Raw genomic sequence first — 13,477 nt, forward strand, 5'->3', positions numbered from 1 at the left:
TCAAAAAGTATGTTTCTTGTATAAAGCTATTTTAGGGAATTATTAATTTAAATTGACTTCAGGAATTTAAAATACCGTTTATATTATATTTACTGGAGCTTTAGTTAAATTTTCAATTCACGAAAAATCAAACGAAAAAGACAGATTTATTCTACACGTTGGTAGGTTAAATCTGTCTTTTAGTTTCAACAGCAACAATCTTTGAGAAAACAGGATTTTTTAAACAATTCTTCCTCTTCATAAATAAAGAGTTTATATTCATCCATTCATCATACATTTCTTCACGAGCATGATTGAACAACTTGGCCTATTTTCGGGCAGTTTGATACTTTTCATGTCCCAAGAAGGTCTGAATACACTCGATCGGCATTCCCTTTTGTGCTAAATGTGTAGCTATAGTAAGGTGTGCGGTGTTACCTGATCTTTTACTAACTTATCCTCTAATTTCATATTATTGTCCAGAATAAAATATGTATAAGTCTATAAATCAATGCGATTGCAATAATGGCAAAAAAATCAGGAGATAAAATAGATAAGTGAACCCCAGCTACTGAAACACCAAAATGAAAATGGCCAGTTTTGTAATTTTATTAATTTCTTCTACTGCAGTTTCCTCCGCATTTTTCGAGAAAAAATAAAGCCAGCTCCAAGGAAGAATACAAGCGCCATAAACTTCATTAGAGGAATAATAAATAACTTGCTAATCACGAAAACTACAAGGATATAATAGACCACCATTGCCAGTAAAAATAAAGTAAGTTTATTCACTGTGTTTCCTACTTTCATTCAGTGCTACTTCAATGGCCGCTAGCGCTTTCGGTCCCATCCCGTGTAAATTTTTTAGCGTTGATAAATCAACCTTTTCCAATTGCTCTAATTGTGTATAGCCTGCCACATTTAATGCACGTATAGCAGGTTTTGCTACTCCCTTTGGCCATTCCGTCATTTATGCTCGTCCCTTCTTTTTTCGTCTATTAAGTATCTCTGTTCCTATAATACCTATTATTAGTATAACTAGTGAGACGACATGATAATCAACAAAAAAAGTCGTAAATGCTATATTATAATAATGGCATATTGCAGTAATAATACGCCCTACCATTAATATAATACCGACAATCAAGCATCCTTTTACTACCTGCTCGATGAATTGCACTTCTATCACCTCTCTGCTTTATTATGCAATCGAACATGATGAAATGCAAATGAGCTAGGCTCTTAGAGGATATTAAACATTGCCATGAAGGCAGCAATCAGATTGACAATACTATGTATGGCCCAGCTTGTAAGGATCGAGCCATTCGATCTTCGTTCATTGATCCACCCCATTAAATAACCTACAAATGCGGTTGCTATAACAACTAATACTACAACTCCAAAAGGAATAAAAGAAAACATCAACAATCCATGTAAAATGCCAAATAGTAAACTTTGCATGATATTTCCCATTTGAAAACCAAACTTATGCATGAATCTTTTCATTAAAAAGCCCCGAAATAACAGCTCCTCTGACAACCCTGTTTGTACTATTGAATGAAAAAGTGCTGGAATGAGCGCTGAAAAACCAAGTCCTGTAAAACGATTGGTCGCTAAGGTTGAACTGTCTAGGTAGAAATAGCTGATTGTAGTAAGGGGTACGAATAATAAAATAATAATGAATAAACACCATAGAAAATAATTCCCTTTATTTTCTATGACAGGCTTTTGAAGGCCGAGCCATGTTAATAATGATTGTTCCTTTCTTGCTGAGAAAAACCACCAAATAATCGGTATAACCGAAAATAAAATGACCTGAAAAACTGCATTTATTACACTTTCCAAAACCATAATTTTTCCCCCTGTTCATAATCTTTACATTAAGAATGACAAGCAATGGGTGCAAGGTGCTTTTCGGAAATCATCGGTAGTCAATATTGCTATCCTTCTTCATATTAAGCATATTAAAGAGTAGAGTTAAAACCAACCATTTTTAACGATAATCATTAAAAATTTATTCTTTATAATTAAAATAAAATAAAAAAAGCAACTAGAATATACTAGTCGCTTTCATTCTTTATTCGGATTTCGCTCAATAAAATCTGTAATTTCATCTTTTAAATCATAAACTAAATCAAAATAATGATGTTCGTTCATTGCGCCTTTCTTGCGCCATTTTTGCATTTCTTGATAGTGGAATGTCACAAAATAATTTATTATTTCACGTTGGTCAATACCTTCCCTTTTTGCCATATCGACAATAGAAAGTCCTTCTTTCCAGTATTGATCATACACGTCTTGCGTGATCCCAAGAACCTTACAAATAGCATCATAATCGTATTTCACATGGTAAACAAGCTGTCCTTCTTCACCATTTGCATGTTGTTGAATTACATTATTTGCATATCCAATTGGTGTAAAGCTCATCATAAGTATGCTCGTGAGAAAAAACTTTTTGACTGGTGCTTTCATTTTAAACCTCCTTCATGTTTCCACTAGTGTGTGAGGTTTTAAAAAATCATATTCCTTTTGATCACAATGCTTTCCGAAAAGAATAGCACCATTTTTCATATCCTAATCGATCTTCATAAAAACGATGCGCACTTGTCCTTTGAATACCAGACTCTAAAGCAAAATAGTGCGCGCCATTTTCTTTGCCCCATTGGTGAAGATATTGTAATAATTTCTCACCATAGCCTCTAGAACGATACTTCTCATCCGTTACTAAATCATAGACAAAAATATGGCGTTCATTATAAAAATTGACTCTCCAACTTAATCCGGAGACGGCCACCATATTCGAATTTTCGCATAAAGCAAATAACAAATAGCCATCTTGAGTCATTTCCCTTAATAATCGGAGATACGTTTCTACTGTTAATTCCGTACGAAGCTGCGCCATAACGGGAAATGCTTCCATCCACTCCTGCTGAGATGTTAACTGCTTGATTGTTACAGTCATCTTTCGAACCTCCTCCTTTTACCAATACTTAATATAATGAAATACCCCATCATCTATTTTCATCCCAAGCTTTTCATATAGTTTTTGAGCACGAACGTTGTCTGTCGCTGTTTCTAACCCAATATAACGTGCATCATTCTGTAAACAGTATGAGTAACACTGTTCAATTAGGCTCTGTGCCACACCTTGTTTTCTGGCATGCTCTGCCACAAATAAATCATTTAAAATAAACGCCTTTTTCATTGCAACAGATGAAAAAACAGGATAGAGCTGGACAAAACCAACTGGCTGCGCGTCCAAATAAGCTAGAAAAATAGCCGATTCCTCCTTTTTTAAACGCTCTACGAGAAACTGCTCAGCTTGCCCTAAGTCTGATGGTTGACCGTAAAATTCTCGATATGCATTAAATAATGGTACCACGTCTCGAACTGTTGCTAAGGTTACTGTACAAATCTCCATTAACTAATCTCCCCATTTCTTTTTATATATAATTCTTGTATTATGATAAAAAACAAACTGACATTTTAAAAGAAACAGTTCTCTACATTCCGACATGTCAAGGAGGGACTTTATGGAGGATTTTATTTTCTTATTCACAGAGGAAGAGGCGAGATATAAACAAATTTATCAGCAAATCAAATGGTTAATCGAACAAGGGAGATTGAAAAAGAATGATTCTCTTCCTTCCATTCGAAGGCTAGCCGAATCTTTGCATGTCAGTAGGAATACCACTTTGACTGCTTATGAGCAGCTCGTAGCGGAAGGATACATACGCGGTGAAGGACGAAGAGGTTATTTCGTCAATGAATTTGAACAGGTTTTTCTACAGGAGGAGGAACGACCAAGTCTTACTCCAAAAACGAATAATACCAGTGGAGATATCATCATTGACTTTCGTGCTGGCGCAGTAGATCAACAGCATTTCCCGCTGAAAGTATGGCGTCAAATGGCTAATCAAGTGTTACTTTTAAAAAAATGCTATGAATATGGCGATTCTTTCGGCGAGCCACTTTTAAAGGAACAGCTTGTGCATTATTTGCTTCAAGCTCGTGGCGTTCATGTAAATGAAGAGGACATTATTATCGGTAGCAGCACGCAGCAAATGTTAATTTATCTAGGCTTTTTATTAAAGCAGGAATTCCAAAGTGTTATTTTAGAAGACCCTGGTTACAACGGTGCACGAGAAGCGTTCAAGCTGCATGGCTTTCAAATAGAGACTTTACCTGTGTCGGAAAACGGTGCAAAGCTTGAGCATTTAACGCATTTACATTCGCGCTTACTCTATGTCACACCATCTCATCATTTTCCATACGGGGTTTCGATGAGCATTCAGCAGCGACAAGCTATAATTCAGTGGGCTAAAAAAGTTGATGGTTATATTCTTGAGGATGATTATGATGGTGAATTTCGATATACGCAGCAGCCATTTCCTGCTCTAGCCTCACTCGACAAGTCACGTGTTATTTATATTGGAACATTTTCAAAATCATTTTTACCAGCTATTCGTTTAAGTTATTTGGTGCTACCGAAAGCACTTGTACAGCCATATAAAGCACGCTTTGCTCATTTTGAACATAACGCTTCATCCTTACATCAATTAACAATGGCGAAATTCATGGAACAAGGTGAATGGACACGACATATAAAAAGAATGCGTATCACCTATAAACATAAAATAAATACGCTTGTAGAGGAATTAAAAAAGCAATTCGGAGAAAAAATTACAATACTTGGAGAGCAATCTGGACTTTATATATTGATCAAAGTTCAAACACAATTTTCAGAAAAACAGCTCATTCAAAATGCACAACAATACGGAGTTAAAGTCTATCCTACAAGCCCATATTTTCTACAACCTCCGAGTTTTGTGCCTATTATTCAATTAGGCTTTAGTAAGTTAAAAATGGAGGAAATCATCCTCGGCGTTCAACTGCTAAAAAAAGCTTGGATCACAGAATAATAAGCCATAACTGAAATGGTTATGGCTACTCATTATCTCGAAAATCATATGTTTCATCAGGCACATTCAATGTCACACCGTTAATACTTACTGTATCATCGTCGCTCCAATTAATGTATGTTCTATTTTCTCGATATTGCCAATATATTTTCTTGGACTTTCTCTTTTCATGATTGAATACTAACTCTCCCAACACTGAAAAAGAAGTCGTCGCACCAGCGTCTGAAACATAAGCTTTCACTGTATAGGTTCCTTGTGGAGATGTAGATTCAGCAATCAGCTCTTGTTTAAACCTAGTCCAATCAAAAAACAGCCAATAAATACCGTACCCTAAAATACCTGCAAAAAACAAAATCCAAATAAGTAGCACTAGAAGAGTTTTTTTGTATACTTTCTTGATTTCTAACTTTTCGGCATCGTTCATCTGCATCCTCCAATCTGTTTAATTAGAGACGATTTCAGCGGAATAGATGTTTCCTTATTTAGGAAATGAATTCGATAGAGAAGTTCTTTCGGGGACCCGGCAGTTCTTGGACTGACCAGATCAGTTTTTGCTGTGACCCGATCAGTTTTCTGTTCAACCTAATCAGTTTTTGCGCTAACCCGATCAGTTTTCCGTTCAACCCGATCAGTTCTGGTGATGACCCGAGCAGTTTTCTGTTGAACCTGAGCAGGTCTGGCAATGACCCGAGCAGTTTTCTGTTCAACCCGAGCAGTTTTGGCTCTGACCCGAGCAGTTTTCCGTTCAACCCGATCAGTTCTGGCGATGACCTGATCAGTTTTTGCGCTAACCCGATCAGTTTTCCATTCAACCCAATAAAAAAGGAATATGCACAGCTGTCTCTGTACATATTCCCCAATAATTTTTTTAAAAATAATCAATAAACGTTGGAATGCCTATTGGTAGCAGCGTCTCTAGTAGTGCTATTTCAATAGCATTGCCTTGTAAACGCTCGATTTTTTCTAAATAGCTCGGTCGTTTATAGCCAAGTAACATCGTAGCAAGTGTTTGAACAGTTAGTTGAATAGCATTTTCTGACTGTGTCTCGCTCACCTTTTCAACTGCAACTTTTCCGTTTTGCTTCGTTATGACAAATGTGCCATTATTCCATTCCACAATGCGATCAGTAACAGCGAGTCTAAGCTGAAAATCATTTCCCGTGAATGGGTAGCGTAACAGAAATTCTTTTACATCTACAATTCGTGCCATAAAATAAGGGGACACCTTTTGTATAATCTCACTATCCTCTAACAAAAAGGCGACGGCTTCATTGCCAGTTGTTTTACCATAGACATTGTAAATCATCGAGCTATGTGCTGAGACAAAATTCCATAAACCTTTACGTGCCTCTTCCTGCAAATAGACAATTTCATCGATATAATAATTTTCCTCCATAATACGATAAAACATATAACCCTGTGGTGTATCATCTTCGTCATAATACACTGCTGCCTGGAGGTTCACATCACTATCAATAAATTTTCCCTCCCAAAAATCTTCCTGAAATTTTTCATTCCAAGCAATACTATTACGTACCATAACACCGTGCGTCTTCTTGGCATAGCTCGCATAAATGGCCACAACATCATCATGTTTCGGATCGACACGGCGAATTTTCCCGTTTAACCCTTTATAGTGCGGAAGCTGCGTATCCTTGATCTGAAATTCAACTATATCACTCATAATTTCCCAGCCCTTTTTTCGGTAATACGGGATAGAATATGGAAATAAATAGGATATGCATAGTCCCTCGTTTCGCATCCGCTCTAAGCTTTCAATAATAAGGCTCTCCATCAAACCATGCCTAGAATATTCAGGATACGTTCCGACCGCCGTAATGCCTCCCATTTCATAAATCCTACCATGAACATTTACTTCAAAAGGTAGGCTTAAAATTTGAGATACAAGATGTGAACCATCAAACCAACCAATCGCATGTCCCTCATTAAATTGCTTACTTTTAGCATTCACAAAGCGACGATCCTTATGAATAGACATGGACATTTGAAAAACATAATTAAGCAAGTCTATTGACTGTGCCATTTCATCTAATCGAATTTCTCGCATGACTAAGCCTTTACGTTGATTCATGATTCTCTCTCCTCATCAAATAACTCTGATAAAATGGTTTCTGGTGCATTTAAAAAGCGCTTCGTAACAATGTAATGTATAGTATCCTCATAACGAATAGACTCAATCTCCCCATTATCAAAACTATAGATTGTAGCATTTGGATAACCAAGCAAAATAGGTGAATGTGTGGCGATAATAAATTGTGCCTCATGCTCTAAATCTTTAATAATTTTGAGTAGGCTCAGCTGTCTTGTTGGTGACAAAGCCGCTTCAGGCTCATCCAATAAATAAATTGCCTTGCCTTTGAAGCGATTCATAAATAGTGATAAAAAGGACTCACCATGTGATTGATGATGTAACGACTTACCCCCAAAAGCGGCATACTTATTTGGATGACCATCTAACAAATCAATATGACTCGCAAATTGATAAAACGTTTCCGAACGTAGGAAAAAGCCATTTGAAACCTTTGGCCACCAGGATAAACGGATAAATTCTCCAAGTGCAGATTCCGCTTTATGTACTTCATATAAATTTTGACGGCCGCCCCCCGCTGTATTAAAATCACAGCGATCAGCTATAGCCTCCAATAAGGTTGATTTCCCAGAGCCATTTTCCCCAACAAAGAAGGTCACGTTCGTAGGAAACTCTAGCTCCTGTAAATCCTGCAAACTTGGTATATTAAAGGGATATTGGTCTTTAACTTCAATATCTCCCCGTAAAACCTTACATGATTTTAAATACATTTCGCTTCCTCCTTTACTACTATTATATCGCTCTTACGCTATTCTGAAACCGATCTTTTTTCCAATACAAGCTACACACCCCCAAAATAAACAATAGGCTTATTCCAAAAAGGGAACTGGCGACCATAATAACCTTGAATCGAGCACCCGAAACAAAAATGCGAATATTAGAACAAATCATAAACTCATCATTATTATTAAAGGAGAACAAAACTGAATACCTATCTGTAATAAATACATCGGAAGCATGACACCGACTGCTGTCACTGCGATTATACATGAAATATTTCCCGAGAAATACTTAAAAAATATGTCGAAAGTCGCGAAAAAAGATAATAAAATTATGCCATAATAACGGTTGGCTAAGATCATAGAAGTAGTCCAACCAGCCTCAATTAAATTCTTAGAATACATCGTACAGAGTACAGCCCCAATCCCACAGCCAACACTCGCTATCAACGCGAAAACCACGGGCAAAGTTATGTCCATTTGAACAGCTGATTTCCCACTCACTACCGCTAATATTAATATAATACAAGCGATAATGGTCCCCGTGGAAATTACCCAATTAGCTTTCGGAATTGATTCCTTTGCAAAAACAGCTAACACCAAGACAAAAAGCGGTTCAATGCCCATCTCAAGTGCTTACAATCGCTGACTTTACATATTATCAATCATGACGCAGCATAATTGCGTCCGGAGGCTTTAACTTCGTTCAGCGGAATAAAGCCCACAAAATGCTAGCACGGATGCGACATTCAACTTCACTACATAATTAATATTTCCCTTCCACATATTAGCTTTTTTATGTTTGCGTGCAAAGAAAGAGAAATAAATAGCCGTAATGAAAACCAGTAAATAAAAATGTCGGTACTTCTTGCACCTTCTTTGCATAGAAAACCTGGCTCATGGATGTTAAAAATGCTGATAATACAAGTGCTACTAACCCTACTGTAGTTGCCTGTTTTTTTGTAATCTCCTTACATTTCCCCCTACTTGTTTTTATAAACACAAACAGACCGAAAATTTTTGTCGATGAAGCAAATCATTCTTTTTTGAGCAATCAGATATTCGTGCGTCTCTCATTTCCCAACTAAAAAAAACTACATCTCAATTAAATATAGAGACAAAGTTATCCGCGGTACTACTCTGATTAGCTAGAAAGCTCACTTTACTATAACGGTATTTGCCTTTCATGCTTATAAAAACTAAGTTCATAAATGATTTGCGATGATTTTCACCAGCCATCACCTCTCTAAAGCAAACTACATTCAATACTACTTCCGATAATTGTTAATATATTTTCGATACATCAGAATTCATTTTAACTTTTTCGTCAAGCAACTAGCCAAAATATGCTCCCCTGGAATATAACAAATGTTCTATATTATAGGTTCTTATCATACATTGAGTAAAACCTTCCCCCTGCTAATTATCCTTCTAAAAACCCAGTCTCTTTTAAATTACATACGAGCAATTAAGGAAGGGCTTTTTTCTAGGTTCAATAAAAAAGTTATAAGGAGAAGAATTATGTTTGTAACTCATTTTTATGAAAACAAAACGTCCGTTTTAAGTCAGCTGCTCGTAAATTTACCTACTGTCGAAGAGAACATTAAAATTAAAGGACGTAAAGCAAAAGTTGTTCAAATTGTCCAAATTGACGACAACAACTATCAAGTAAGTATCATCTTTGAAAAAGTGCCTAAAAAACAACCATTAAAAGAAATTGGTAAGAAAAAGAGGTAGCTCTTCCCTATTTACCTAGCGACGCTATCATTTAATGGTAGCGTTTTAACTTTTAAAAAAACGGGTATCGAACTCTGAGAGAAAAATCCATTGCGAATTATTCTCAACGAAAATAATCTCTTAAAGAAAAGTATTTGACTTTTTAATTGATAACAATTATCATTATCAATAGATTATTTCTTTACTCCAAAAAATGCTTAGTTCAGAATCCCCCCTATTTTTTTGAAATAAGCATGTATCAAACGGATATTCTTACATCAGACTAAGAATATCCGTTTTTTAACTTTAATCAGCGGATGTTTGGACCCCGCTGAAAGCCTCCGGCGGATGTCACGGATTTGGAAAGGAGTTAACAAAGGATGTTAGCCAAAAATCATTGCATCCTGTTGCTGCCGCTTCCCTTTCGAGCTGCAACCCTAAACCAAATCCAGACGCAATTATGCCAAGGCATAAATGATCATTTGAGAGATTTACATAAATAAAGGAGCTGTTTTACATGGATTATCGAATTGAAAAGGACACTATGGGTGAAATTAAAGTACCTTCAGATAAAATTTGGGGTGCTCAAACGCAGCGCAGTAAAGAGAATTTCCAAATCGGAACAGAACAAATGCCTATTGAGCTAATTCAAGCAATGGCCATATTAAAGAAAAGTGCTGCAATCGCCAATAATAAATTAGGTAAATTATCAGATATAAAAACAAATGCGATTGTGCAAGCAGCTGATGAAATTTTAAAGGGTCAATGGGACGATCAATTCCCTCTTGTAGTTTGGCAAACTGGTAGTGGTACACAGTCAAATATGAACGTCAATGAGGTAATTGCGCACCGTGCAAACCAACTTTTACAAAATGCTGGCGAAGGTGAACGCATACACCCAAACGATGATGTCAATAAATCTCAAAGCTCAAATGATACCTTCCCAACGGCTTTGCATATTGCTGCAGTGTTAAAAGTTGAAGATTATTTACTGCCTCGACTACGCTTACTAAAAGCAACACTCGATGACAAAGCAGAGAAATTTAAAGATATTATTAAAATTGGTCGTACACATTTACAAGACGCTACACCTTTAACTTTAGGTCAAGAGATTAGTGGCTGGGTAGCAATGCTTGCTAAATCTGACCAAATGATTATCCAAAATATTGAATATATGAAGGAACTAGCGATTGGTGGAACAGCAGTTGGTACGGGCATTAACGCACATCCCGAATTTGGTGAGCGTGTAGCAGCAGAAATTAGTGAATTAACAGGAAAACATTTTACTTCTGCAGCAAATAAATTCCATGCACTGACGAGTCATGATGAAGCTGTTGTCGCACATGGCGCATTAAAAGCTCTTGCAGCTGACTTGATGAAAATTGCCAATGATGTTCGTTGGTTAGCGAGTGGTCCTCGTTCAGGTATCGGAGAAATTACGATCCCAGAAAACGAACCAGGCTCATCCATTATGCCGGGTAAAGTAAATCCAACGCAAAGTGAAGCGATGACGATGGTCGTTACACAAGTCGTCGGCAATGATGCAACAATTGCCTTTGCCGCTTCCCAAGGTAACTTTGAGTTAAATGTCTTCAAACCAGTAATTATCTATAACTTCATACAATCAACTCGCCTACTAGCAGACACAATGAAATCATTTAATGATAATTGTGCTGTCGGTATCGAGCCAAATAAAGAAGTGCTTGACCATAATTTACAAAATTCATTGATGCTTGTAACTGCACTAAACCCTTATATCGGTTATGAAAATGCGGCAAAAATTGCGAAGAAAGCCCATAAAGAAGGCACAACATTAAAAGAAGCAACGATTGCAACAGGTTTACTAACAGAAGAACAGTTCGATGAATATGTGGACCCTGCGACGATGATTTATCCAAATGTAAAGTGACAGGAATGTAATATGTACTTAACAAGTTGATGTATATTACTGCATGTTTTGGGGTCCTAGTGGAGCTAAAATAGGGCTTATTAATAACACTTTGATAGGCATGTTTATAGGATTGGGTAAGTAGGATTGGGAGTAATGCCCCAGTCCTTTTTATTTTGCCTTCCACAAAAAACACCTGCCGTAGCAAGTGCACTAATACATCTTGGTTATTAAATTGCAAAAAGGCAGTTAAAAATCGGATTCAACCGAACTTTCAACTGCCAACTTAAATATTAGATTTTCATTAGTGCACTGTCCTCTAAACTAGAGATTATAAACTAGTAGGAGGAGTAAGTCCTAAAAGATTAGGAGTTACTACACTAGTGCCAGTTCCAAGGCGTACTTGTTGAACTTGCAGCACTTTTACAGTTAAATCAAGCACGATTTTTTCACGTAAAGTGCTGAAAGCAGCTTCTGGTGCTACCATAACCGGTGAAAAATCAAGTTCAAAGAAGTTTGCAGCGACTAACTCGCCAAATGGTTGTTCATTGTATTTAACTAGATTTTGGAAGAAAACCTTATCTAATCTAGCATCCATTTGAGTTCTTTCATTAAGGAAGTTCGCTTCGGCAAACTCAGAAATTCCTAAGATTGGAGTAGGGCCTCCTGGTGTTTGTGGGAAAGTTAGATCTGTAAAACCTGAAAACGGAACATCGGCAATTCTATCTTGAAGTCCCGCATTACATGCTGCTGCAGCATATTCAATATTTTTACGAATATGTCCTGCTACAAATAATTTAGCCCTTGTTACCCTAAAAAAGTCCGTGTTGGCAATACGTGCAAAGCTAACCGGTACTAGTTTAACTTGATTTAGGAATACATTTTTCTTCACTCTTTTGATTTCAGTTGCTGCAGGATTAAGTGTAATATCCGACTCAATAACAATTTGAATTGTTGGTTCTGCAAGTACAACTGGAACTTTGATAGTTGGAGCTGTAACCGGTGTAGTGACTAGTGAAGTAGCCTCACTATTGAATGGTATTTGTTCAGTTGATGTTACTGGACAAGGTAAATTTTGACTTTCAAATTGACCACTCAAAAAATTTCCCTCCTTTCATTTTTAGCATTAGAGAATGCTCTCTATATTGCTAGAATATGTAGCGTTTAAATCTATGTATGGACGTGTATACTAGTTTTTTTCTGATTTTTAAAAAGGAATTTTTGAACTAAAAGATAAGAAGGAACATCAAAATGCTAGATATTCACCCTTTTGATCACCCGGTTTTAATTGTTTAGTTACCTTTTTAGATTTAGCTAGACATAACACTAATTAATGTTTTATTATAAATCGATTAGATGAAAAATTAATTTCAGGTAATTAAATAATGGTAAAGGGGTGTTCCTTAATGACAAGTAGTAAAACGAATCCGAAGGTAGCTGAATTTTTAAGTAAAGCTAAAAAGTGGCAGGAAGAATATTCGGTGTTGAGAAATATCGTTCTTGATTGTGAACTGACTGAAGAATTTAAATGGATGCATCCTTGTTACACGCTTGAGAAAAAAAACATAGTTTTAATACATGGATTTAAAGATTATTGTGCACTTCTGTTTCACAAAGGTGCCTTGTTAAAAGATGCCCATGGGATTCTAATTCAACAAACAGAAAATGTACAGGCGGCGCGCCAAATTCGTTTCACCAGCGTTCAAGAAATAGTTGGAATGGAAACTATCATAAAAGAGTATATTCGTGAAGCCATTGAAGTAGAAAATGCTGGTTTAGAAGTGCCTATGAAAGAGCATAAGGAATACATAATTCCTGAAGAACTGCACAATAAATTCGATGAAATGCCTACCTTGAAAACCGCTTTTGAAGAATTGACGCCAGGACGACAAAGAGCATATATTCTACATTTTTCTCAACCTAAACAATCTAAAACTCGAGTGTCAAGAATTGAAAAATACACGCAGCAAATACTTGACGGTAAAGGATTAAATGATTAAAAATTACCGTGAGAAATACAAGTAGGATTGGGGATAGTACCCCAGTCCTTTTTTATTTAGGCTGTTTTCTAAAAGATTGTTGCTGTTAAAGCATAAAAAAAGAGTTAATCTACAAAATGTGTAGAATCAACTCTGTATTTATGTTT

At 36.5% G+C, this 13,477-nt stretch carries 15 protein-coding genes; 4 read left to right on the plus strand and 11 right to left on the minus strand.

Going from position 1 to position 13,477, the window contains the following annotated elements; genetic code table 11:
* Positions 1 to 760 precede the first annotated feature (760 nt).
* From ACZ11_RS11165 to ACZ11_RS11190, 6 genes are all read right to left on the minus strand, one after another.
* Entirely contained in the window at positions 761 to 946 is a 186-nt protein-coding gene (locus ACZ11_RS11165) for a helix-hairpin-helix domain-containing protein (RefSeq protein ID WP_049666083.1), read from the minus strand.
* Complete coding sequence (locus tag ACZ11_RS26590; RefSeq protein ID WP_049666085.1) at positions 947 to 1,156, minus strand: hypothetical protein; 210 nt, start codon at positions 1,154 to 1,156, stop codon at positions 947 to 949.
* Between the two features lie 62 nt (positions 1,157 to 1,218).
* Positions 1,219 to 1,827: a CPBP family intramembrane glutamic endopeptidase gene (locus ACZ11_RS11175; protein ID WP_049666086.1), complete on the minus strand. Its 609-nt coding sequence runs from the start codon at positions 1,825 to 1,827 to the stop codon at positions 1,219 to 1,221.
* Between the two features lie 219 nt (positions 1,828 to 2,046).
* Positions 2,047 to 2,448: a hypothetical protein gene (locus tag ACZ11_RS11180; protein ID WP_049666087.1), complete on the minus strand. Its 402-nt coding sequence runs from the start codon at positions 2,446 to 2,448 to the stop codon at positions 2,047 to 2,049.
* 61 nt (positions 2,449 to 2,509) lie between these two features.
* A complete protein-coding gene (locus tag ACZ11_RS11185) occupies positions 2,510 to 2,938 on the minus strand; it encodes a GNAT family N-acetyltransferase (protein WP_049666089.1) in 429 nt (142 codons plus the stop codon).
* Positions 2,939 to 2,956: 18 nt separating this feature from the next.
* The gene (locus ACZ11_RS11190) at positions 2,957 to 3,397 is read right to left on the minus strand and encodes a GNAT family N-acetyltransferase (protein WP_049666091.1); all 441 of its coding nucleotides are present in this window, start codon (positions 3,395 to 3,397) and stop codon (positions 2,957 to 2,959) included.
* 112 nt (positions 3,398 to 3,509) lie between these two features.
* Between ACZ11_RS11190 and pdxR the strand changes: the two genes are divergently transcribed.
* Positions 3,510 to 4,898, plus strand: coding sequence for a MocR-like pyridoxine biosynthesis transcription factor PdxR (gene pdxR / locus ACZ11_RS11195; RefSeq protein WP_049666092.1), 1,389 nt, complete (start codon positions 3,510 to 3,512; stop codon positions 4,896 to 4,898).
* A 25-nt stretch (positions 4,899 to 4,923) separates the two neighbouring features.
* On the opposite strand, the gene ACZ11_RS11200 is transcribed toward pdxR, so the two are convergent.
* The 4 genes from ACZ11_RS11200 to ACZ11_RS11220 form a co-directional block, all read right to left on the minus strand.
* Positions 4,924 to 5,322, minus strand: coding sequence for a DUF5412 domain-containing protein (locus tag ACZ11_RS11200; RefSeq protein WP_049666094.1), 399 nt, complete (start codon positions 5,320 to 5,322; stop codon positions 4,924 to 4,926).
* 444 nt (positions 5,323 to 5,766) lie between these two features.
* The gene (locus tag ACZ11_RS11210; protein ID WP_049666097.1) at positions 5,767 to 6,990 is read right to left on the minus strand and encodes a GNAT family N-acetyltransferase; all 1,224 of its coding nucleotides are present in this window, start codon (positions 6,988 to 6,990) and stop codon (positions 5,767 to 5,769) included.
* Complete coding sequence (locus ACZ11_RS11215; protein ID WP_049666098.1) at positions 6,987 to 7,718, minus strand: AAA family ATPase; 732 nt, start codon at positions 7,716 to 7,718, stop codon at positions 6,987 to 6,989. Before ACZ11_RS11215 ends, ACZ11_RS11210 begins: the two co-directional genes overlap by 4 nt.
* Before the next feature lie 177 nt (positions 7,719 to 7,895).
* Positions 7,896 to 8,354: a hypothetical protein gene (locus tag ACZ11_RS11220; protein WP_049666099.1), complete on the minus strand. Its 459-nt coding sequence runs from the start codon at positions 8,352 to 8,354 to the stop codon at positions 7,896 to 7,898.
* Between the two features lie 894 nt (positions 8,355 to 9,248).
* Between ACZ11_RS11220 and ACZ11_RS11225 the strand changes: the two genes are divergently transcribed.
* Both ACZ11_RS11225 and fumC read left to right on the plus strand, forming a co-directional pair.
* Positions 9,249 to 9,464, plus strand: a complete 216-nt coding sequence (locus ACZ11_RS11225) for a hypothetical protein (protein WP_049666100.1) — start codon at positions 9,249 to 9,251, stop codon at positions 9,462 to 9,464.
* A gap of 496 nt (positions 9,465 to 9,960) precedes the next feature.
* Complete coding sequence (gene fumC, locus ACZ11_RS11230) at positions 9,961 to 11,352, plus strand: class II fumarate hydratase (protein WP_049666102.1); 1,392 nt, start codon at positions 9,961 to 9,963, stop codon at positions 11,350 to 11,352.
* 310 nt (positions 11,353 to 11,662) lie between these two features.
* Here fumC and ACZ11_RS11235 read toward each other — a convergent pair whose 3' ends face one another.
* A complete protein-coding gene (locus ACZ11_RS11235) occupies positions 11,663 to 12,430 on the minus strand; it encodes a CsxC family protein (RefSeq protein ID WP_049666103.1) in 768 nt (255 codons plus the stop codon).
* A gap of 307 nt (positions 12,431 to 12,737) precedes the next feature.
* Between ACZ11_RS11235 and ACZ11_RS11240 the strand changes: the two genes are divergently transcribed.
* On the plus strand, positions 12,738 to 13,331 hold the full coding sequence (locus ACZ11_RS11240) for a YdeI/OmpD-associated family protein (protein ID WP_049666105.1): 594 nt from the start codon (positions 12,738 to 12,740) through the stop codon (positions 13,329 to 13,331).
* The last annotated feature ends 146 nt before the right edge of the window (positions 13,332 to 13,477 follow it).

The organism is Lysinibacillus xylanilyticus (genome assembly GCF_001183605.1).
GTDB classification, from domain to species: domain Bacteria; phylum Bacillota; class Bacilli; order Bacillales_A; family Planococcaceae; genus Lysinibacillus; species Lysinibacillus xylanilyticus.

Excerpts from the sequence above, each read along its gene's own strand:
- ACZ11_RS11165 (WP_049666083.1), bottom strand. The coding sequence starts at position 946 with ATGACGGAATGGCCAAAGGGAGTAGCAAAACCTGCTATACGTGCATTA.
- ACZ11_RS11175 (WP_049666086.1), bottom strand. The coding sequence starts at position 1,827 with ATGGTTTTGGAAAGTGTAATAAATGCAGTTTTTCAGGTCATTTTATTT.
- ACZ11_RS11180 (WP_049666087.1), bottom strand. The coding sequence starts at position 2,448 with ATGAAAGCACCAGTCAAAAAGTTTTTTCTCACGAGCATACTTATGATG.
- ACZ11_RS11185 (WP_049666089.1), bottom strand. The coding sequence starts at position 2,938 with ATGACTGTAACAATCAAGCAGTTAACATCTCAGCAGGAGTGGATGGAA.
- ACZ11_RS11190 (WP_049666091.1), bottom strand. The coding sequence starts at position 3,397 with ATGGAGATTTGTACAGTAACCTTAGCAACAGTTCGAGACGTGGTACCA.
- pdxR (WP_049666092.1), top strand. The coding sequence starts at position 3,510 with ATGGAGGATTTTATTTTCTTATTCACAGAGGAAGAGGCGAGATATAAA.
- ACZ11_RS11200 (WP_049666094.1), bottom strand. The coding sequence starts at position 5,322 with ATGAACGATGCCGAAAAGTTAGAAATCAAGAAAGTATACAAAAAAACT.
- ACZ11_RS11210 (WP_049666097.1), bottom strand. The coding sequence starts at position 6,990 with ATGAATCAACGTAAAGGCTTAGTCATGCGAGAAATTCGATTAGATGAA.
- ACZ11_RS11215 (WP_049666098.1), bottom strand. The coding sequence starts at position 7,718 with ATGTATTTAAAATCATGTAAGGTTTTACGGGGAGATATTGAAGTTAAA.
- ACZ11_RS11220 (WP_049666099.1), bottom strand. The coding sequence starts at position 8,354 with ATGGGCATTGAACCGCTTTTTGTCTTGGTGTTAGCTGTTTTTGCAAAG.
- ACZ11_RS11225 (WP_049666100.1), top strand. The coding sequence starts at position 9,249 with ATGTTTGTAACTCATTTTTATGAAAACAAAACGTCCGTTTTAAGTCAG.
- fumC (WP_049666102.1), top strand. The coding sequence starts at position 9,961 with ATGGATTATCGAATTGAAAAGGACACTATGGGTGAAATTAAAGTACCT.
- ACZ11_RS11240 (WP_049666105.1), top strand. The coding sequence starts at position 12,738 with ATGACAAGTAGTAAAACGAATCCGAAGGTAGCTGAATTTTTAAGTAAA.